Origin of the sequence: Serratia sp. H402Y (genome assembly GCF_051172415.1) — a bacterium.
Lineage (GTDB): Bacteria > Pseudomonadota > Gammaproteobacteria > Enterobacterales > Enterobacteriaceae > Serratia > Serratia ureilytica.
The window spans coordinates 2,557,451-2,577,515 of record NZ_JBPIYZ010000001.1; the positions used below are offsets into that span (position 1 = coordinate 2,557,451).

Here is a 20,065-nt window from a genome sequence, read left to right on the forward strand (position 1 = left end):
GGGAAAATCCCCCGCAAAATCGACGGGAGAGCCGCGTGCCAAGCCTGATTTATTCTTTTGCCCAACTGGAAGCCTTCACCGCCGTGGCCGAGCACGGCAGCCTGGCGAAAGCCGCGCTCAAGCTGGGCAAAGACCGCACGACGCTGCGCGATTTGATTGATTTTCTCGAGGATGGCTTGAGCTATGCGCTGTTCCTGCGCGAGGGGCGCAGCCTGCACCTGACGCCGGAAGGCGAACAGCTGCAGCGCCAGGCACACCTGCTGATGCGCCAGGTGAAAGCCTTTGAGGCATTTGCCAAAGACGTGCCGAAGAGCGCGGCGCAGGAAATCTCGCTGGTCTACGATCCCTTCACGCCCCGCGCGCTGCTGCAGGCGTTGATAGCAGCGATGGCCCAGCGCAACACGCGCCTGAGCCTGATTAACGCCTCGCGCGACGAGGCAGAAAGGCTGCTGGCAAGCGGCCAGGCCGATCTGGGCATCTGCCAGGCACGCCATCGCAGCGTGGGCGACACCATGGAGTGGCGCGCCTTAGGGGCGATAGAGATGGATTTTTACGCCGCCAAAGCGCTTTTCCCCGGCGCGGAACAGCCGCTCTCGCTGCTGGAGCTCTCGCTCACGCCGCAGGTAATCATGCACCCGGATTCTGACGAACCGGTGGCGCGCCGCCTGCAAATTTCAGGGCACACTATCTTCACCAACGAACTGGAGATGCTGCGCGCCCTGCTCGAACAGGGCTGCGGCTGGGGCTTCCTGCCGACGCATATGCATGCGGAACGGTGGAAAAACGTCAACACGCTGCGCACCGAAGTGGGCAGCCAGGGGATCAGCCAAACCATGGTGACCATCTGGAAGCCGGGCAATGACCGGAGGGCGCTGATTGATGAGACGTTGGCGCTATTGCCGGGGTTGTGGCGGGAGGTTGGGGGTGAAAAATCGCTGTTAGATTAGCGGTGTTGTTACCGGTAGTCGATCGTGGGGATCATCACCTGCGTTGCTTATTCGGGCGTTCTTAAGCGGGGATTGCTGTTTTCTCCCAGTGAGTCCTTCACCGCTTTTGCCCCAGCGCTGTTGGCGCTAGTTGAGTGCTTTGACTGATGACACTTAGAGCGGCAGCTTTGAGCGAATTGCGGACATTGGACTTTCCAAACTTACAAGGTAATCTAATTTGCAAGGTTATGGCGGGATAAATGGACAGAATTGACAGATTTTACAGGAGTTATGCATCAAGAAATAATTTCCGTGTGCCGCAGGCAAAACCGCGCTTTGAGCCGGTTTTGAAATTCAGTTGTACTCTCGACCTTCTGTAAGTCCTTCCGCTTCTGAGCCAAATGGAGACTTTAGTTTATCTTGATAAACCCCGCCAATTAGTTTGAAAATGGTGCAACTTCTCAACACAGGGTTTATCCAGATGGCTATGTCACCACCTCCTATTTTTGAAAGCGACGACGATTACAGCGTCTCTGAAGAATTTTTTAACAAATTACCAGCTGATCTAAGAGCGCCTTTTGAACAGATAATGAAGAAAGCGGCGGAGATTATTAGCGGTTGCGATAAAGAGATTGAAAGTCTGATTAGACTTATAAAGGTTATACCTACTACAACAAGCCTTAGTTACATTTATCGTCGGCTTCGTACGACCAAGTTTGAAATCACTACTGAATCGATGATGGAACAGGAGATGTTAACAACCGCTTTTGTGGTCAGCTACGCACGTTTGTTCGCCAAAAGCAATGGCACTTGCGTTCTCCAGCGGAATGATCTCCCTGCCCACCTACGGGCTGTTCATGATGAGCTGTATAAAATTCGCAACGAACGTTATGCCCATAACGGAGGTCATAAATCGATTGATACTCTAGTAGAGTTTGCGTTCAGCGGCACACAATTTTATATACAGGCGCAAATGAGTTTAGGGCTCCATATAGGTGGAAGAAACGAGTGGGAAGACCTAATCAAATTCATCGACGCTTCAATGCACGAACGGCTTTATAAAATACTTGCGCGTTTGAAGGAGCAAACGGGCTACGAGTGGTTATTTCCAGACGGCCCGACACCAAGTTGGGTGGGTGATTACGGCGATTGAATAAGTCGTGCAAATTGCTCACTATCATTGGATTTCAAAGCCCTCAGTCCATAGGTGCGCTTTTAAACCTCTTTTCCGGAACACCGGAACCGGGCCATTTGCCCGGTTCAGAGCGGCACAGCTAAATTTTTCTCTTTAATTTTGTTCAGGCAGGATCAATGACGGCAAGTTTGATCCATTCCTGAAAGCCGGCTTTAATGAGATCTTCTTTTAATTCTTTAAGGCATGATTGTGGTACAGCCAGCCAGAACAAGTTCTTGGCCCGAGTTATTGCGACATACCCGATACGTCCTTCTTCATCACCTGTACCTGAAAGTAATGCTTTAATATTGGATTTCTTAGCCACATACATAACCGCACCGATAGACTCCCCTTTAACCTGATGAACCGTCTCGACTCTTAGCCCGTGCCCTTGAGCCGACACTGCACAGGTTATTGTCTGATCTGGTAATAATTTCTTAGTGAGTTTAGTACCTACCTTGCCAGCAACTTTATATCCGTAGTGCTTTTCAATCTCTGCGAGAAGCACTTTAACATTCGTTAGTAGCTTGGAGTGCCAGTCGGTCTTAGCCACAAGCGCAGACGAAGGGAGCCCCAAATCAGCGTTGCGACTGAAACACCATAGTAATCGCTTTAGTCCCTTCATCTCAGCATCATGTGATACCCCCTGAAGTCTAGAACTGAGGCCATGGGGTATATCCTCCAATAAGCTGAGAATAGCCCGGCAGACCAAGTTAAAGCATCCATGGTAGTTACTATGCTGATCCCTTAACAACGATGCTTCTGCTAACACCTTGACCATACCTTGTCCTGGAGGGGCAGTCCTACCCGCAATTACTGCGGCTCTATCTGCTCCCCGGCAGAGGAGCACAGCATCCTGGTGTTGCATGCCTAACTCATCAATACGGGCCTTGAATGCATCAATTAATTTGGGAAGTTCCGAATCCTTATATCCAATAAAATAAGCTCCACCTTGTTCCCCCTGGCGGTATGGTTCGTCTTGGCGGCCACTAAGAATGTTGGCGATATTTATGATTGGAGGCAGGGAACGATAATTGCGAGTAAGCTTATAGCTGGTCACCTCTGCACGCTCCTCGTAGCTATTCAGGAACTCACCGTCAGCACCAGCGAAGCCATAAATCCCCTGATTAACATCCCCGATAAGCGTAACCTGAACCCCTGCAGCAATGAGTAACTTTATGATCTCCTCATGCAGTGTTCCCAAATCCTGAGACTCATCGACAAGTATTTGCGGGTAGCGGGCTGCCAGCGCTCTCAATACTGCAGGTTGAGAATCCAGGGTCCTATGCACCCAGTACCGACCTATCTCATGAGTGTAAGCACCTAAACGTCCAAGGTCATGAATGATCTTTAAAACCTTAACTTTATCAAGAATTTCAAGGTTATTTCTTACATCGGAATAAAAGACAAAGTCCCCATCCAGTATTCTTATTTTTATGTCTTTTAATGGCAAAGGGGGGTGACCTTCACGCCAATATTTAAACCTGGCAAGAAAAGGCTCCGAACCTGACACCAAGTATGCAGACTGAGGTGCGGTCATAGTCCTGTATGCATGGGGACGTAAAACATGTTTGGTAAAAAAACCGTCAAGTGTATCGACTTCCACCCTTCGACGATTAGCATCGTCTGGTAGGCCAGCAGCGAGTTCCGCATATCCTGCATTGAAGGTATTGACGGCAACATTGGAGAAAGACAACAGCACAACGTGGCCGCGACTGTTTTGCATTTTCTGCCGAATGGCGATCAGGCGCCTAATGGCTGTAGCTGTCTTCCCGCTTCCTGCGCACGCAGTGATCGCAATTGGCCCTAACGGTGCATCTATGATATCTATCTGTTCCTTTGATAGTTTCAAGGCTTAACCACTCCCTGACAGACGTGTTGAATAGCTTTTTTGAGGTACTCAGGGACTTCAAAATCATTTTCTTTCGAAATCTGTTCTGCTAATGCCTGAGCGAATCGACCTTTCTGAATATTGCCGTTGCCTTTTCGTTCAAACATTCCGCAGAACAATACTTTGGTTTTTGCGGTATTGTCTGGCTGTGCATCAACTATATTACGTAGAGCTTTAGAGATTTTTGGATGTGGGTCGGCTAATGCAGTAAGCATTGGGTCGCGGTTCGCCTCAATGAGTGCCAGATCATATTCAAGGGTCTTCAATCCATGAAAAACCTTCACGAAATTATCCTCCAGATTCTTCATCTTGATGGTATTTGCCGATAACCGCACCGGATCTCCCAACGCTGGGTACACCTCTATTCTTTTAACTTTTTTCTTTTTCTCAGCATTGCCAGCAGGCTCTTCATCATCAGGAGCATCTGTTTCTTCCTGGTAGGCAGCCTCAGAAAGTAAGTCATCAATTTCCTCTTCAGCCTGTTCACCCTCTGCCACAGCTTCAACTTCTTCTTCTTCAAATGGATCTGCATCGGTTATTACAGCGACGGGGATTCGTAGCCCCTGCTCTCCAAAAAGCGGGAGGAATGAGTCAAAATTAAGTCCCTCAACGCTAATGAGACTGACCCCATATTCCTTGAGATCAAAGTTCATCTTCTTAGCAAGCGCGTCAATCAACATGAGTTCTGCTGCGCCCTCAACAAAAATCACCCGGCGTGCAAAAAATAGTTCAGCCCTTGTTACGTCCAGATATCGCTCTAACTTTTCACGTTTTCCCTTTTCAAATTTGATATCTCGTGGAAAGAAGGTCTCAACGCCAGCTTCGTTTTCGATCAAGCATACAAGAGAGTCCAGCTTTGAATTACTGGCAAAATTTGGGGAATGGCTGGTGACAAATAGTTGTACAGGCTTTTCGCCTTCACCCGTTGGAATCCCTGCAAGGTACTGCAGCAATACGCGCTGCAGCTGGGGATGCAAATGCGCTTCAGGTTCCTCAATAATCAAACTCCTGAAAGCAGAATCAGTATTTTTAGCCAATTCACTAAGTACTACCGCCATGAAGATCAGATTATTGAAGCCCAATCCATTCTTCTCAATCTCCATGGCTTCAGCCGTCAGGGTCAGTCGGGAAGAGAGTCGCTGAAAATCAGTCACGCTGAGCCCGACGGTAAGCTTCTGCGCTAGCTGAGCACCCATCATGGAATCATGTCTGGTTGATATCGCTTTATGGGTACTCTGAATGGATTTGTCTTGTTTAAGTGTTTCGTCAAGTTGCTTTAAGGCCGTATTTATTGTGTCACGACCTGCATCATCGGTAAGCAAATGAAGTAATCGAGCCAGCTGGCTGTTACGGTTAGGACGAAGGCCCTGCGCGGCATCGCGGAGAGGCTGGAGATAGACCCCCCGAAGGTTCTCCATCATATCTGAGGTAAGCGAAACTTCTGGGTGATCACCGCACCAACGCCGGACTTTGAATCGTCCCGTCTTATCCATATCGGTATACTGGACATGGATATGCGCCTCCATTGTCTTGTCCCCATTTGGCTTTAGGGCAGCAATAAAGTCCGCTTCATCTTCAAGGCTAAGATCTCGGAAGACAAAATGGAAACTTATATCACCAGTTGGGTCGCCCTCATGCGGACGGTGTCTATCAGAACCATCGAGGCGAGGATAATTCTCATCATGACCTGCAAGAAGCGTCCGGAGTGCATCGATTGCTGCACTTTTCCCTACGTTGTTTGGGCCTACCAGAACATTTAAACCGGGTTGAAATTTCAGCGTGGCTTCACGCAGTTTGCGAAAATTCTCTATCGTGAGCTCTGCAAGATACATAAAGGTTCCTATCCTATATTGCTGTTCTGATTAATAAATAACGCGAAGCGTGAAATCATTCCAGCTTGAATAACGAGCATATTACAAGCCAAATTCTGATATTTGAGTTGCTGCCATCTTATCACCATAGGCATTAGTGAATAAGCACGTATCCATTGACCTGCGTCCAATTTTTGACATGAAATCTCTATAGAAAGGTCCGCTTCTGGCACAAAACAGTCATTCTTATCTAACTTCGACCATGAAACACACCTTGCCAAACTCACCGCCAACAAAATATAGCCACATAAAAATCATTTAATCCGTAATTAATAAATAAATGAAATTATTAATTTCGTTTCCATTTCGTTATTTTCCCTTTCCCACCCCAAAGTCCCAACCATTCCTCCAACCACTCCCCCCTAGCACCGCTCCCGCCCTTTCCCTACAATAAGGGATCTGTTGAGGCATAACGCAAGGAAAGACGGTGTCGAAAGCCAATCCCAACGCCACTATCGTGGATATCGCCCGCCGCGCCAGGGTGACCAATATCACCGTTTCCCGCGCTTTCAATAAGCCCGAGTTGGTCAAGCCGGAAACCCGCGAGCGCATTCACGCCATCGCCAAAGAGCTGAACTATGTGCCCAACGCGTTCGCGCAGGGGCTGAAAAGCAGCAGCAGCCAGATTATCGGCATCGTCACCAGTAGCATGTACAACCCGTTCTATTCCGGCCTGATCAAGACCGTGTCGCGCATTGCGCGTCAGCAGGGCTACCAGATCATGCTGTTCGACACCGACGGCAGCGAAGAGGCGGAAATGCGCGCCATTCAGGCGCTGTTCGGCTACAAGGCGCGCGGCATCCTGCTCTCGGCGGTGCGCGACGACAAGCGCTACCGCCCCGCCTATCTCGAGCTGGCCGAGGTGTACGGCGTGCCGCTGATCCTGATCGACCGCGATCTCTACGATCAGCAGCTGAGCGGCGTGTTCCTCGATAACCGCGAGATCGGCGTGCTGGCCGGGCGCTATCTGGCGGAGCAGCCGGAGCAGAAGCTGCTGATTATCGGCGGCCCGGCGGATTCGGAGATTACGCTAACGCGCACCGCCGGCATCGTCGCGGCCTTGCAGGGCAGCGGCCGTGAGATTCATATCATCAACGGCGACTACGATTTCACCTCGCAAGAGAGCGAAGTGCGCGCCTATCTGGCGCTGCCGGAGAACCGCCCGGATTACATCATCGGCCTGAACGGCATCATCACGCTGGGCGCCATCGCCATCTGCCACGAGATGGGTCTCTATCAGCAGGTGAAGTTCTTCTCGATAGACGAGCCGCCGCGCGCCGGCGCTTACGGCCTGCACATTCCGGGGGTGTATCACGATACGCAGAAACTGGGGGAGATCGCCGCGGAGCTGTTGTTCAGCGCCATTAACAGCCCGCGCGGCGAACTGCCGGTGCGCAGAGAGTTCTTCACCGGCTCGCTGTTGAATCGCTGACGGGCGCTATTGCCCGTAGTAGGCGTGTTTGCCGTGCTTGCGCAGGAAATGTTTGTCCAGCAGCTCCGGCTGCATCGGGGCGATGGCCGGCGCCAGCTGGCGCGTCGCCATCGCCATGATCGCCACCTCCTCCAGCACCACCGCGTTGTGCACCGCATCCGCCGCGTCCTTGCCCCAGGCGAACGGGCCGTGGGAGTAAACCAACACTCCCGGCACCTGCTGCGGATCGCGCCCCGCCTGACTGAAGGTCTCGATAATCACCTTGCCGGTTTCCCCCTCGTAATCCCCGGCGATCTCCGCCTCGCTCATCGGCCGGGTGCAGGGAATGTCACCGTAAAAGTAGTCGGCGTGGGTGGTGCCCAGCGCCGGGATCGGCTGCCCGGCCTGCGCCCAGATGGTGGCGTTGCGGCTGTGGGTGTGCACCACGCCGCCGATATCGGCGAAGGCGCGGTACAGCGCCAGGTGGGTGGCAGTGTCGGACGAGGGTTTGCGGTGCCCCTCGCGCACCTTGCCCTCCAGATCCACCACCACCAGATCCGCCAGCGTCATCGCCTCGTAGGCGATGCCCGAAGGCTTGATCACCACCAGCCCGCTCTGGCGGTCGATCGCCGAGACGTTGCCCCAGGTAAAGGTCACCAGCCCGTATGCCGGCAGGCTGAGGTTGGCGGCCAGCACCTGCCGCTTGAGTTCGTTCAGCATACGATGCCTCCCTCATTCATCTGTTGTTCGACCCAGGCCTTGGCCTGGGCGATGCGTTGCTTATCCTGCCCGTCTTCGCGCGCCCACATCTCCAGCAGATAGGGGCCGCGATAGCCGAGCGCGTTGAGCACGGAAAAGGCGTGGGCGAAATCCACGCAGCCTTCGCCGAACGGCACGTCGCGGAACTGCCCGGCGCTGCCCGGCCCCACCGCGACGGTGTCTTTGAGGTGTATGGCGGTGATGCTGCCGATGCCCAGCGCCAGCTCGGCGGCGACGTCGTTGCCCCAGGCGCTGAGGTTGCCGAGATCGGGATACACTGTGAACCACGGGCTGTTGACGTGGCGGGCGATGTCGCGCCATTTGCTGATGCTGTTGATGAACGGCGTGTCCATCACCTCCACCGACAGCATCACCTGCGCCCTGGCGGCCTGCGTCGCCGCCCACTGCATGCCCTCGATAAAGCGTTCGCGGCTGTGGCGATCGGCGGGTTCGTAATAGACGTCGTAGCCCGCCAGCTGGATGTTACGGATGCCGAGATCCGTCGCCAGTTCCAGCGCCTTGCTCATCAGCACCCGCGCCCGCTCGCGGGTGGCGGCGTCATGGCTGCCGAACGGGTCGCGCCGGTGCGCCGACAGGCACAGGCTCGGCACCATCACCCCGCTGTCGAGCCGCGCCTGGATAAACGCCAGCCGCTGGCGGCGATCCCAATCCAGCCGCTGCTGGCGCGCCGGCTGTTCGTCGATCGACATCTCCACAAATTCAAAGCCCAGCTCGGCGGCGGTGGCCAGCCGCTGCGGCCAGCTCAGATCGGCGGGCAGCGCCTTTTCATACAGCCCCAGACAGGCGGCGTTAGTCGTTTGCATCAGTCACCTCACTCAAAGCCTGAGCGACCGCCAGATAGCGCGCCTGCTGGGCGCGCAGGCGCCGATGGGCGGCGGTCGCGGGATAATAACAGCGCAATTTGGGCGGCGCGGCGGCGATCGCTTCGGCGAACCCGGCGTACTCCCCGGCGCCGACGGCGGCGCACAGGGCGGCGGCGCGGCAGCCTCCTTGGCGGGTTTCCACCACCTCGAGCGGCAGGTTGCCGGCGTCGGCGTACATCTGCATCCACACCTCGGACTGCGTCGGCCCGCCGGTCATGCGCACCCGCTCGATGCGCGGGTTTAGCTGAACCATGCGCTCCTGATGGATCAGGTGCGAAAACACGATGCCCTGGTAGATCGCCTGCACCACGTCCGCCATCTCGTGGTGAGCGCTCAGGCCGATCAGCCCGCCCGGCGTGTTGCCGCCGAGGTTGGAGCCGTACAGATAAGGCAGGAACAGCAGCCCGCTCGGCTGCTCGCGGCGCTCGGCCACCCAGGCGTTGAACTGGGCGTAGCGCTGCCGGTCGTCGGCGCAGAACTGGCGCAGGAACCAGGCCAGGTTGCCGGCCGAGGTCGGGCTGCCTTCGTGCACGAAATAGCGGCCGTCGATGCAGTAGCGCCCCCAGGCGTAGGGATAGTCGGCGGGAATGATGCGTTCGGTCACGCAGGTGGCGATCGACCAGGTGCCCGCCACCGCGCTGAGCGTGCGATCGTCGGCCACGCCGGAGCTGAGCGCCGCGCCCACCACGTCGAACAGGCCGCCGTACACCGCGGTACCCGTTCGCAGGCCGCACTGCGCCGCCGCCGCGGCCGTCACCCGCCCGGCCAGCTGCGCCGAGCCGATCGTTGGCGCGGTCTTCTCCTGCGCCTCTTCGATGCCGAAGGCCGCCATCAGCGCCGGATCGTAAGCGCCGCTGTGCTGGTTAAACAGGTTGCTGCCGGAGATGTTGGTCACCTCGGCCGCCGCCTCGCCGGTGAGGCGAAAGCGCAGGTAGTCGTGCGCCATCAGGATGCGATCGACGGCGGCGTACTGCGCCGGTTGCCGCTGCTTCAGCCAGCGCAGCAGCAGCGCCGGGTGGCTGGGCCACAGCGGCTGCAGGCTGCGCGGGTAGGTCTGCGCGTCCACCCCGGCGCGGCGCAGCTCAGCCGCCGTGGCCGCTGCGCGGCTGTCCGAAGAGAGGATGCCGTTGCCGACCGGTTTGCCGTGGCGGTCGATGGCGTACAGCCCTTTGCCGTGCGCCGAAAAGCTGACGCCGCGCACCTGCCCGGCCGCCAGCCCCGCCGCGTGCAGCGTCTGGCGGATCGCCGCGCAAACGTCATCCCACAGCGCGTCCATATTGCGTTCGCTGAAGCCCGGCTGGGCGGCAATCGCCGCGCCGTCGCGCTCGGCGACTGCCAGCTCTTCACCGCTTGCCCGGTACAGCCCGGCCTTGATCACCGTGCCGCCGACGTCTATGCCAAGAAAGACTGCCATCGCGCCTCCTATTTGCGCCGCACGGAGCTGAGGTAGATGGCGGCCAGGATGATGCCGCCCTTCACCACGTTCTGGATATACGGCGATACGTTCATCAGATTGAGGCCGTTGTTGAGCACCCCGAGCATCATCGCCCCCACCAGCGTGCCGACGATGGCGCCGCGCCCGCCGGAGATCGCCGCCCCGCCCAGCACCACCGCGGCGATGGCGTCCAGCTCGAAGCCTTCGCCGGCGTTGGGCTGCCCGCTCATCAGGCGCGAGGTCAGCACCAGCCCGGCCAGCGCGGCGGTCAGGCCGCTGATCACGTACACCAGCATCTTGTAGCGCGGCACGCGGATGCCACTCAGGCGCGCCGCCTCTTCGTTACCGCCCATCGCGTAGACGTAGCGGCCGAACGGCAGCTGGTTGAGCAACAGCCAGGCCAGCAGGTACACGCCGATCATGATCAGGATCGGCACCTGGATGCCCAGCACCGTGCCGCGGCCAAAGAAGGAGAAGACGTCGGGCAGGCCGGAGATCGGGTAGCCGCCGGTATAGAGCAGCGCCAGGCCGCGGGCAATGCCCATCGACGCCAGGGTGACGATGATCGGCGGCATGCGCAGGTAGGCAATGCAGGCGCCGTTGGCCAGGCCGAACAGCGCGCCGAGCGCCAGCGCCGCCACCATCGCCAGCGGGATGGGCACCGCCGCCAGCATCAGCCCGGCGGCGACCGAACCGGCCAGCGCCATTACCGGCCCCACCGAGAGATCGATGCCGCCGGTCAGGATGGCGCAGGTCATGCCCACCGCGATGATGGCGTTGATCGACACCTGGCGCGCCACGTTGGTCAGGTTGTTGACGCTGAGGAAGCTGTCGTTCAGCAGGCTCATTAGCACGAACAGGACAACGAAGCCGATAAACGGCAAGACCGCCGGGTGATGCAGCAGTTTTTCCCAGCGCTTGCCGAGGCTGGGGCCGGCGGCGCGGCGCGCCACGGCGGGTTGTTCAATTCCGATCATAAGGCACTCCCGGTCGCGTGAAGCATGATGTGGTTGGATTCGATGTCGTCGCCGGTCAGTTCGGCAACGATGTGGCCGCCGCGAAACACCAGCACGCGGTCGCACACGCCGATGATCTCCGGCAGTTCGGAAGAAATCATGATGATGGAGATGCCCTGCTGGGTCAGTTGCTGCATCAGCTGGTAGATCTCGGCCTTGGCGCCCACGTCGATGCCGCGCGTCGGCTCGTCGAAGATCAGGATGTTGCAGTCATTGTTGAGCCAGCGGGCGATCACCACCTTCTGCTGGTTGCCGCCGCTCAGGGTGCTGACGGCGGTCTCGGCGTCCGGGGTTTTCACGCCCACGGCGCGGATCAGCCGCTGCACCACGTCGCGATCTTTGCGGGCGCTGACGAAGATCTTGCCGCGCCGGTGGTGCCGGTTGAGGGTGATGTTCTGCGCCACCGAAAACGACAGCACCAGGCCCTCGGTTTTGCGGCTCTCCGGCAGCAGGCCGATGCCCTGCGCCAGCGCCTGCGCCGGGGAGCGCAGCGCCGCCGGTTGGCCGCCGAGGCGGACGCGTTTCCGGTGGCAGCGGCTGGCGCCGATCAGCGCCGAGACGGTCTCGGTGCGCCCGGAGCCCACCAGCCCGGCGAAGCCGAGGATCTCGCCCTTGTGCAGGTGGAAGCGGTCGGTCGCGCCGCGCTTCTCGCGCTGGATCTCCGCCTCCAGTAGCACCGTCGCGGTATCGACCGGGTGCTGTTTCACCGGGAAGGCGTTCTCGATTTTGCGCCCGACCATCAGCCGCACCAGCTCTTCCACGTTGGTGTCGCCGGTGGCCAGCGTTTCGATGTAGGCGCCGTCGCGCAGCACGGTGATGCGATCGCAGATGGTGAAGATCTCGTCCAGGTGGTGCGAGATAAACACCATGCCGACGCCCAGCAGCCGCAGATCGTTCATCACGCTGAACAGGTGTTCAGCCTCGCCCGGCGTCAGCGTGGCGGTCGGTTCGTCCAGCACCAGCACCCGCGCCTCCAGCGACAGCGCCTTGGCAATCTCAACGAACTGCTGCTGCGCCACGCTCAGCTGCTCCACCGGGCAATCGAGATCGATAGCCACCGTCAGCCGCTTGAAGATCGCCTCGGCCTTGCGCCGCATCGCCCGCCGATCCAGCAGGCCCCAGCGGTTCCTGATCTCCCGGTTGAGGAAGATGTTGTCGATGGCGCTCATGTACGGAATCAACGAGAATTCCTGAAAAATAATGCCGACGCCGGCCTCGATCGCCTGGCGATAGTTGTTAAAGCGGCGCTGCTCGCCGTCGATAAAAATATCGCCCTCGTCCGGCTGATAGATGCCGCACATGATTTTCACCAGCGTCGATTTGCCGGCGCCGTTTTCGCCCAGCAGGGCGTGCACCTCGCCGCGTTGAATGGCCAGATCGATGCCGTCCAGCGCCTTCACGCCGGGAAAGCTTTTCTTGATTCGCTTCAGTTCCAGTAAAGGTGTCACCGCATTGCCCTCCGCGCCGAACGCCCCGCCACAGCGGGGCGAACCCGGCCGCTGTTACCAGCTAAAGCCGGCCGCATTGCTGCGGTCGATCAGCTTCACTTTGACCGGCACGGTTTTCGGCACCGTGGCGCCCCAGTAGCGGGCCAGCGCAATGCCGAGCGCGATGCGCAGCTGGTCGCGCGGGAACTGCGCCGAAGTGGCGATAAACGGCGAGTTCGGCTTGAGGATCTCTTTGATGGCTTCCGGCTGGCCGTCGACGCTCACCAGCTTGACCTTGGCGCCGTTGCTTTCGATCGCCGCCAGGGCGCCGAGCGCGCCGACGTCGTTGACACTGAAGATGCCCGCCAGATCCGGCGCCGACTGCAGCATGTTTTCGGTCACCGTCAGCGCGGTGTCGCGCTCCTGCTTGCCGTTTTGCTTGGTGACGATCTTGATGTCGGGGTATTTCTTCATCGCCGCTTCAAAGCCGCGCACGCGCTCCAGGATCGGCACCACCGGGATGCCGTCGAGGATCGCCACCTTGCCTTTGCCGCCCAGCGATTTCGCCAGGTACTCGCCCGCCTGGAAGCCGGCGTCGTAGTTTTCCGAGCCGACGAATGAATCCAGCGGCCCTTCCGCCTGCGCGTCGATCGCCACCACCACCGCGCCGGCCTTATGGGCGGAGATCACCGCCGACTGCACCCCCACCGAATCGGTCGGGTTGATCAGCAGGATATCCACCTTCTTCTGCAGCATGTCTTCCACGTCGCCGATCTGTTTGGCGACGTCATGGCGCGCATCGGCCACGTACACCTTGGCGCCGATATCCGCCGCCGCCTGATCCAGCGCCTGCTTCATGGTGACGAAGTAGTCGTTGTTCATTTCCTGGAACGACATACCGATCGTGATTTGCTTGGCCAGCGCCACCTGGCTGGCCGCCAACATTCCACCGGCGACGATAAAAGGCAGGGTCTTTTTGAATAATGAAAACATAGCCAATTCTCCTGTAGGGAAGCTTCTTGTTGTGGTTATCAGAGCAACAGCATGTCTTTACGTTTGGCCGACCGGCCGGCCCCTCCGTTGCGGAACGGGCTGGCGGTCGTGACTGCAACAGCGGTACGGCGGGAGGGTCAGGGAACCAGGATCACCTTGATGGAGTCGGTCGAGTCCGCCAGGGCGAAGGCTTCGTCCCAGTCGTTCAATGAATAGCTGTGGGTGACCACGCCGTTGGAAGTCACCAGCCCGCGCTCGAACAGATCGATGGCGATTTCGTAGCTGTAGGGCGCCAGGTGCGCGCCGCGAATGTCCAGCTCTTTGCGATCGCCGATGATGGACCAGTCGACGGTGGTTTCCTTGCCGAACACGCTGAACTCCACGAAGCGGCCCAGCTTGCGGATCATCTGCAGCCCCTGGGTGACGCCGATCGGCGCGCCGGTGGCCTCGATATACACGTCGCAGCCGTAGCCGCCGGTTAGCGATTTGACGATCTGGTCGGCGTCTTCCTTCAGCGGGTTGATCACCACGTCGGCGCCGAATTCCTTCGCCAGCGCCAGTCGCTCGTCGATGGCGTCGATCACGATCAGTTTCTTTGGCGTCTTCAGGCGCGCCACCTGCACCATGCACAGCCCGAGCGGCCCGGCGCCGGCCAGCACCACCACGTCGTCCAGCTGGATGTCGCCGCGCGCCACGGTGTGGATGGCGCAGGCCATCGGCTCGATCAGTACCGCGTCTTCATGGCTCAGGCTTTCCGGGATCTTGTGGACGATGGCGTTTTCGGAAAAGCGCATGTACTCCGCCATGCCGCCCTCCGCCACGTCTTTTTGGAAGCCGTAAATGTTATGCGTCTCACACATCCAGTAGCTGCCGGATTTGCAGTAGCGGCACTCCCAGCACGGCACGATCTGCTCGGCGATCACCCGCTCGCCGAGCCGGTATTTGCCTTCCGCGCCCTCGCCCAGCGCGGCGATGCGGCCGTAGAACTCGTGGCCCGGCACCACCGGCGGTTTAACCCACGGATTTTCTCCCCAAAACATCTGCGCGCCGTTCTTGCACTTGCAGTCGCCGGCGCAAATGCCGCAGCCTTCCACCTTGATCACCAGCTCGCGAGCCTTCGGCAGCGGCGTAGGCACCTGTTCGAAACGATAATCCTGCGGGCCATGGCAAACGACCGCGCGCATTTTTTCCGGCAACTGGCTCATCTCTTCCTCCAATACATTCGTTAAACGCTTGAATTTTATTAATGTTGACGTTGTCATTTTTATTCAACAAAAAATGAGCAACGACACAACATGTTAAATTTCAATGAATTAATCATCACACATCCCGAAAACTCAAAATGACAACGTGAACATTGATCGACATATAACCAAAGCTGCAAAAAGAATTGTTTGAGCAAAATCACAGTTCGTTAACATTGCGGCTAAAAATGCTACAAATGCGGATCGCGATCCCATTTACAGGATCGATGAGGATCGGGAGATGATCGAAACGGCGGGAAGAAAATGATTGGCAGGAATGCGGGCCAGGCATCGCGCCCGGCCCGATAACGCGGGTTACTTCACTTCGCCCATCGCTTTCAGCTTTTTGGACAGCTCGCGGCGCTCTTTGGACAGATCGGCATTTTTGATGATGTAGTCATCAACGCGATCTTCGTAGTCGCTGCGCATGTTGGCGATGATGCCCTGAATGTCTTCAATGCTCATGCCGGGCTTGATGTACTCACTCAGGTTGTCGAGCAGCAGCACGCGCTTCTGGTTATCACGAATTTTCTTTTCGTTGTCGACGATCTCGCGTTGCAGTTTGTTTTTGCGGCGGAACATACGCACAAACTCCAGCACGTCCTGGAAACTCGGCTTATTTGCATTATCCATCTTTATACCCTTGCTTTAGTAATACACAGATTCATTTGCTTACGGCCACATGGCACCAAGATACAGGTTTGTGGCGGTCCGGCACAACAGTGATTGGCTTATCTTACCCACTTTGCCCCGACGGCCAAAACCCAAAGCGCCGCCTTCATGATCTGACCCCTTATTCGCGCCCGGCGGCGGTGCAAACCTGGAGCAAATCCCCCAACTCTTCCAACTGCTGCGCCAGCTCCATACTGAGCCAAACGTAGCCGTAAATCGGCGCTTCGCCGTGTTGGCCGACGCTGACTTCCTGCATCAGCGTTTTCAGCTCGCCGGCGATTTCCGCCAGCTGCCCCGCCGCCGCCTGGCGCTGCGCCTGCGGCCCTTCGCGCATCAGCACCGCCAGCGACTCCAGCGAGCTCAGCGTCAGCAGCTGGGTGCTGCGCAGCGTGCGGGCGTTCAGCATGATGAAGTGCGTTTCGCGCGAGGCCCAGTAAGCATCCGCCATCAGTTCCAGCGTGCACACCAGATTGCGGCTGAGGGTTTGCACCGCTTCGAACACCGCTTTGGGGATGCGGGTTTCCTTGCTGGCGGGCACGATCAGGCTGCGCAACTTCACCACCTGATTCAACAGATCCTTGAGCTGCGGCTCCAGCCGCGGCCGCTCGATAACGTTCGGCGAAAAATACGCGCCGTAGAGGCGGGCGGCGGTTTGCAGGCAGTCCGCCATTTGCATGCGCCACAGAATGTAGGCGCGCTGCGGGTAGATGCTGGTGAACAGCAACGCCAACAGCGAGCCGAAGATCACGTCGCCGCTGCGCCACAGCGCGGTGTGCATGTCGCCGGCGCCCGCGCCGCACACTACCGCCAGCGTGATCCCCACCAGCAGCGCCATATACGGCCGTTTGCCGAGCGTCAGGTAACCGCAGACGAACATCACCACGCCGCACCAAACCAGCATCAGCGGCAGCGAATAGAGCTCCAGATACAGGGCGATCAGGCCGGAGGCGGCGCCGAACACCGTGCCGGCAATGCGTTGCAGCGCGCGCTGCAGCACGTTGCCCCAAAACGAGATCGGCCCCATCACCACCACCAGGGTGATCAGCGGCCAGGTGCCTTCGGGCACCGCCAGCAGGCGGATCAGCAGAAAGGTCAGGATAAACGCCAGCCCGATGCGCACGCCGTGTACGATGCGGTAGTGGCGATAGGTCAGCAGTTCAAGGGCAGAGATTTTTCGATCGAGGCGCACAGTGCCTCCGATAAAGACCAGCCAGGCCGCTATTTTAGCGGAGGAAGCCCGGCGAGGAAAAGGCGAATGAGGCGTCCCCCATTCACCTTCAGACTCAGGCGACGTACTTGTCGACCAGCGCGCGCAGAACGGCGGCGGTTTCAACATCCATCACGCCGTCATACTTCTGCTGACGGAAGTGCAGCTGGAACGCGCGCACCAGCTGGCGATAGCCTTCTGCGGTGTTCGCCGCCGAGGTGTCGTAGCCATATTGGGCGAACAGTTTCAGCAGATCGGCCTGCGCCGGCAGGCCCTGGCTGCAGTATTCCTGCTGGCGCTGCTGCTTGGTCGCTTCGTCATACCAGGCGCCGACGCCGGCCTGATACAGCTGCTGCCACGGGAACTGCGGGCCCGGATCGCTCTTGCGGCCCGGCGCGATGTCGGAGTGCGCCACCACGTTCACCGGCGAGATGTCCGGATAACGCTGCAGGATATTCTGCGCCAGCTGGGTGACGGCCTCGATCTGCTGCGGATTGAACGGCGGGAAGGTGATGTTTCCACCGTCGCCGCTCGCCAGGTTGACGATCTCGATGCCGATCGAGGTGTCGTTGATATTGCTGCGGGTGCCCCATTGGCTGCTGCCGGCATGCCAGGCGCGCTCATTCTCGTCCACCAGGTTGAAGATGCGCACGCCGCTGAAGCCGGCCGCCTGATAGGTCGCCTCGGTCGGATCCGGCACCAGATAGTGCGCACTGACCGATTTTCCGGTCAACGACTTCACCGAGTCGGCGAAGTTTTGCGCCGTGTAGTGCAGCACCAGAAAGCGCACGCGGTGGCCGAAGCTGGCGACCGATCGGTAGCTATTGTAATCAATCTTGTACATCGTAAAGTCCCTCTCTCGTTTGATTTCACTGAGCGGCCCCTCATCATGACAGACCGCCCCGCACGGGTGAACCCTTGGCTCACCCTTTTTGTTTTAGCTAATTGCTAAATCATGCGCAAGTCTTTTTTAGCAAAATCGTTATTTACCTTTTTGCTAAAGAGTGCGATCATTGCACGATGGAAACTAAAGAAATCAGGCGCAACAATCTGCGCGAATTGATGGCCCGCTACGCCCGGCAAGGCGTCAACCAGAATGAATTCGCCACGCTGGTTGAGTCTTCCGCGCCGACGCTGAGCCAAATCATCGGGGAGAAATCCTCCCGCAATCTTGGCGACAATCTGGCCAGGCGGATCGAGGCCAAGCTGAATTTGCCCAAGGGCTGGTTCGACGTGTTTCATGAAAAGCAGCTGGTGCGCCCGTTTGACAACGTGGCGGCGGAGTCGGACTTCCAACCCGCCCGCTTGAAACCGGTGGTATGGGAAGATACCGAACAAGACAAGGAAGAGTTTGTGGAGATCCCGCTGCTGGATATCGATTTTTCCGCCGGCGACGGCTGCTACGAAATCGTCGATCGCGAGGAGTTTTCGCTGATCTTTCGCCGTTACTATCTGCACAAGATGGGGGTGGCGGTCAACGCCGCGCGCATTATCCGCATCTCCGGCTCCAGCATGGAACCGCGCCTGCAGGACGGCGACGTGGTCGGCATCAACACCGACGACACGCGCATCCGCGAGGGCAAGACCTACGCCATCCGCCACGGCAATTTGCTGCGGGTGAAGGTGCTTATTGAGCAGCCGGACGGCGGCGTCATCATCCGCTCCCTCAACCGGGAAGAGTACCAGGACGAGCATCTCAGCTATCAGCAGCGCAAAGAGCAACTGGTGGTGCTCGGCCGCGTCTTCTGGTCATCTTCGTCCTGGTAACGGACCACAGCGTCGGGCGCCCAGGGCGCCCGGCGGTTATTTGAAGTCCACCACCATCTGTTGCTGAATGGACAACCCGCGGGTCGACTGCACGCAGCCGGCGATGTAGTCGGTGAAGCGCGGCGGTTTCGGCATGCCCAGCTTGAGAATTTTCTCGTTGCTGAAACGCACGTTGAGCATGGCGAACGATCCGTACAGGCGCATCGCTTTGAGCATCAGCCGCTCGTTGCACGGGCCGAAAATGTCTTTCAGCTGACGGCGCATTTTCACCAGCGCGTCATACGTCACCTGCGCATACTCATCGCCCACCGGCGCCTTTTCCAGCGCCGCCGCCATGGCGCGGTCGATTTCGGCAAAGCTGACGCTGCTCTCCTCACCGGCGGAGATATGATAAACGTCGTTCTCGAGCGTTTCGCTGTTCATCAGCATCACCAACGCATCCGCACAGTAGTCCGCCGGGATCACATCGATATTGTCCTGCAGCGAACACATGAACTTGCGCAGCATCAGCGCCATGCCGAACACCCAGAAAATGCTGCTGGAAGGCTGGCAGCCCAGGCGAGTGTGGCCAACGACGATCGACGGACGGGCGATGGTCAGCGGCATGTGCGGGCAGCGCTGGCGCATCAGCTGTTCGATGGTGGATTTGGAACGCGTATATTCCACCAGGTGCTCGGCGTCTTCCTCAAACTCGCCGCTCTCCGACACCAGCGAACCCGGCTCCGGCGAACAGGACATGGCGGTACCGACGTGCAGGAAGCGTTTTAATCCCGGCACCTGCGCCATTCTTTCGGCAAAGGCCAGTGTGCCTTCTACGTTTACCTTCCAAATGAGCGGGTTATTACCGAAAGAAGCAACGGCCGCGCAGTTAATAACGTGCGTGACTTTGTTAATGCGTGCGTCAGTTAAAAAGTCGGCCGGCTCGGAAAGGTCGCCCAACAATATATTTTCTATCGTAATTTTAGACAGCAGATTCGCGTCGATATTAAATTTTTCCATATTCGCGCGAATACGGGCCAGCCCTTGCTGCGCATCGTCGGCGCGCACCAGTAAAAGATAATTAATAGACTGATTTTCAATCAATAATTTTTCAAGAACCGCACCACCGAGAAAGCCGGTAGCGCCGGTCAACAGCAGCGTTTTCATAATTGTCACCCACATTGGCATTGAATGTGGAAGATTGTATCTGCGGATAATTAAACAATTATTAAATAGAATTACGGCGCCCTTAAACACTTTTCTTAATATTATCTTAAGGAATCTTTTGAAACATCCATCATGGGTTTAGTAACAAAAGAGTCGGGACAAGATTACGATTAATCCCTACTGTTTAAATACCATTGATGTAACCCCTGATTTAATTTAATGGTCAATGTTATTTCTCTTTT

Annotated in this window: 17 protein-coding genes; 4 read left to right on the forward strand and 13 right to left on the reverse strand. The window is 57.7% G+C overall.

Going from position 1 to position 20,065, the window contains the following annotated elements; all coding sequences use genetic code 11:
- Nucleotides 1-35: 35 nt before the first annotated feature.
- Both ACSBQS_RS12390 and ACSBQS_RS12395 read left to right on the forward strand, forming a co-directional pair.
- A complete protein-coding gene (locus ACSBQS_RS12390) occupies nt 36-947 on the forward strand; it encodes a LysR family transcriptional regulator (RefSeq protein ID WP_434990649.1) in 912 nt (303 codons plus the stop codon).
- A gap of 460 nt (nt 948-1,407) precedes the next feature.
- Nucleotides 1,408-2,079 (forward strand): hypothetical protein, encoded by a 672-nt coding sequence (locus tag ACSBQS_RS12395; RefSeq protein WP_434990651.1) that lies wholly within the window; start codon nt 1,408-1,410, stop codon nt 2,077-2,079.
- Between the two features lie 145 nt (nt 2,080-2,224).
- Here the strand turns inward: ACSBQS_RS12395 and ACSBQS_RS12400 are convergent, their stop codons facing one another.
- Together ACSBQS_RS12400 and ACSBQS_RS12405 are read right to left on the reverse strand one after the other, a co-directional pair.
- Nucleotides 2,225-3,952 carry a UvrD-helicase domain-containing protein gene (locus ACSBQS_RS12400; RefSeq protein WP_434990652.1) on the reverse strand — a complete coding sequence of 576 codons (1,728 nt, stop codon included), beginning with the start codon at nt 3,950-3,952 and terminating at the stop codon, nt 2,225-2,227.
- Nucleotides 3,949-5,823: an ATP-dependent nuclease gene (locus tag ACSBQS_RS12405; RefSeq protein WP_434990653.1), complete on the reverse strand. Its 1,875-nt coding sequence runs from the start codon at nt 5,821-5,823 to the stop codon at nt 3,949-3,951. Before ACSBQS_RS12405 ends, ACSBQS_RS12400 begins: the two co-directional genes overlap by 4 nt.
- A gap of 466 nt (nt 5,824-6,289) precedes the next feature.
- Between ACSBQS_RS12405 and ACSBQS_RS12410 the strand changes: the two genes are divergently transcribed.
- Complete coding sequence (locus ACSBQS_RS12410; RefSeq protein WP_434990655.1) at nt 6,290-7,294, forward strand: LacI family DNA-binding transcriptional regulator; 1,005 nt, start codon at nt 6,290-6,292, stop codon at nt 7,292-7,294.
- Between the two features lie 6 nt (nt 7,295-7,300).
- Here ACSBQS_RS12410 and araD read toward each other — a convergent pair whose 3' ends face one another.
- The 10 genes from araD to ACSBQS_RS12460 form a co-directional block, all read right to left on the reverse strand.
- The gene (gene araD / locus ACSBQS_RS12415) at nt 7,301-7,993 is read right to left on the reverse strand and encodes an L-ribulose-5-phosphate 4-epimerase (RefSeq protein WP_016927015.1); all 693 of its coding nucleotides are present in this window, start codon (nt 7,991-7,993) and stop codon (nt 7,301-7,303) included.
- A complete protein-coding gene (locus tag ACSBQS_RS12420; protein ID WP_434990657.1) occupies nt 7,987-8,856 on the reverse strand; it encodes an L-ribulose-5-phosphate 3-epimerase in 870 nt (289 codons plus the stop codon). Before ACSBQS_RS12420 ends, araD begins: the two co-directional genes overlap by 7 nt.
- Nucleotides 8,843-10,330 (reverse strand): FGGY-family carbohydrate kinase, encoded by a 1,488-nt coding sequence (locus ACSBQS_RS12425; protein ID WP_434990658.1) that lies wholly within the window; start codon nt 10,328-10,330, stop codon nt 8,843-8,845. The genes ACSBQS_RS12420 and ACSBQS_RS12425 overlap by 14 nt, the downstream gene beginning before the upstream one ends.
- 8 nt (nt 10,331-10,338) lie before the next feature.
- The gene (locus ACSBQS_RS12430) at nt 10,339-11,328 is read right to left on the reverse strand and encodes an ABC transporter permease (protein ID WP_195880446.1); all 990 of its coding nucleotides are present in this window, start codon (nt 11,326-11,328) and stop codon (nt 10,339-10,341) included.
- Complete coding sequence (locus ACSBQS_RS12435; RefSeq protein WP_434990662.1) at nt 11,325-12,815, reverse strand: sugar ABC transporter ATP-binding protein; 1,491 nt, start codon at nt 12,813-12,815, stop codon at nt 11,325-11,327. The genes ACSBQS_RS12430 and ACSBQS_RS12435 overlap by 4 nt, the downstream gene beginning before the upstream one ends.
- Before the next feature lie 54 nt (nt 12,816-12,869).
- Nucleotides 12,870-13,787, reverse strand: coding sequence for an ABC transporter substrate-binding protein (locus tag ACSBQS_RS12440; protein ID WP_033651899.1), 918 nt, complete (start codon nt 13,785-13,787; stop codon nt 12,870-12,872).
- 137 nt (nt 13,788-13,924) lie between these two features.
- Nucleotides 13,925-14,992, reverse strand: a complete 1,068-nt coding sequence (locus tag ACSBQS_RS12445) for a zinc-binding dehydrogenase (RefSeq protein ID WP_033643780.1) — start codon at nt 14,990-14,992, stop codon at nt 13,925-13,927.
- 354 nt (nt 14,993-15,346) lie between these two features.
- The gene (gene tmaR, locus ACSBQS_RS12450; protein ID WP_004935612.1) at nt 15,347-15,664 is read right to left on the reverse strand and encodes a PTS system regulator TmaR; all 318 of its coding nucleotides are present in this window, start codon (nt 15,662-15,664) and stop codon (nt 15,347-15,349) included.
- A gap of 160 nt (nt 15,665-15,824) precedes the next feature.
- Nucleotides 15,825-16,892 carry an FUSC family protein gene (locus ACSBQS_RS12455; RefSeq protein ID WP_434990673.1) on the reverse strand — a complete coding sequence of 356 codons (1,068 nt, stop codon included), beginning with the start codon at nt 16,890-16,892 and terminating at the stop codon, nt 15,825-15,827.
- A 94-nt stretch (nt 16,893-16,986) separates the two neighbouring features.
- Nucleotides 16,987-17,754, reverse strand: a complete 768-nt coding sequence (locus ACSBQS_RS12460; RefSeq protein ID WP_033651900.1) for an N-acetylmuramoyl-L-alanine amidase — start codon at nt 17,752-17,754, stop codon at nt 16,987-16,989.
- Nucleotides 17,755-17,930: 176 nt separating this feature from the next.
- Here ACSBQS_RS12460 and ACSBQS_RS12465 point away from each other — a divergent pair, with 176 nt between their 5' ends.
- Nucleotides 17,931-18,677, forward strand: a complete 747-nt coding sequence (locus ACSBQS_RS12465) for a S24 family peptidase (RefSeq protein ID WP_033643785.1) — start codon at nt 17,931-17,933, stop codon at nt 18,675-18,677.
- 36 nt (nt 18,678-18,713) lie between these two features.
- On the opposite strand, the gene ACSBQS_RS12470 is transcribed toward ACSBQS_RS12465, so the two are convergent.
- A complete protein-coding gene (locus ACSBQS_RS12470) occupies nt 18,714-19,823 on the reverse strand; it encodes an SDR family oxidoreductase (RefSeq protein ID WP_033644325.1) in 1,110 nt (369 codons plus the stop codon).
- Nucleotides 19,824-20,065 lie beyond the last annotated feature (242 nt).

Coding starts and splice junctions, on each gene's coding strand:
- ACSBQS_RS12395 (WP_434990651.1), top strand. CDS start 1,408: ATGGCTATGTCACCACCTCCTATTTTTGAAAGCGACGACGATTACAGC.
- ACSBQS_RS12405 (WP_434990653.1), bottom strand. CDS start 5,823: ATGTATCTTGCAGAGCTCACGATAGAGAATTTTCGCAAACTGCGTGAA.
- araD (WP_016927015.1), bottom strand. CDS start 7,993: ATGCTGAACGAACTCAAGCGGCAGGTGCTGGCCGCCAACCTCAGCCTG.
- ACSBQS_RS12420 (WP_434990657.1), bottom strand. CDS start 8,856: ATGCAAACGACTAACGCCGCCTGTCTGGGGCTGTATGAAAAGGCGCTG.
- ACSBQS_RS12425 (WP_434990658.1), bottom strand. CDS start 10,330: ATGGCAGTCTTTCTTGGCATAGACGTCGGCGGCACGGTGATCAAGGCC.
- ACSBQS_RS12430 (WP_195880446.1), bottom strand. CDS start 11,328: ATGATCGGAATTGAACAACCCGCCGTGGCGCGCCGCGCCGCCGGCCCC.
- ACSBQS_RS12440 (WP_033651899.1), bottom strand. CDS start 13,787: ATGTTTTCATTATTCAAAAAGACCCTGCCTTTTATCGTCGCCGGTGGA.
- ACSBQS_RS12445 (WP_033643780.1), bottom strand. CDS start 14,992: ATGAGCCAGTTGCCGGAAAAAATGCGCGCGGTCGTTTGCCATGGCCCG.
- tmaR (WP_004935612.1), bottom strand. CDS start 15,664: ATGGATAATGCAAATAAGCCGAGTTTCCAGGACGTGCTGGAGTTTGTG.
- ACSBQS_RS12460 (WP_033651900.1), bottom strand. CDS start 17,754: ATGTACAAGATTGATTACAATAGCTACCGATCGGTCGCCAGCTTCGGC.
- ACSBQS_RS12465 (WP_033643785.1), top strand. CDS start 17,931: ATGGAAACTAAAGAAATCAGGCGCAACAATCTGCGCGAATTGATGGCC.
- ACSBQS_RS12470 (WP_033644325.1), bottom strand. CDS start 19,823: ATGAAAACGCTGCTGTTGACCGGCGCTACCGGCTTTCTCGGTGGTGCG.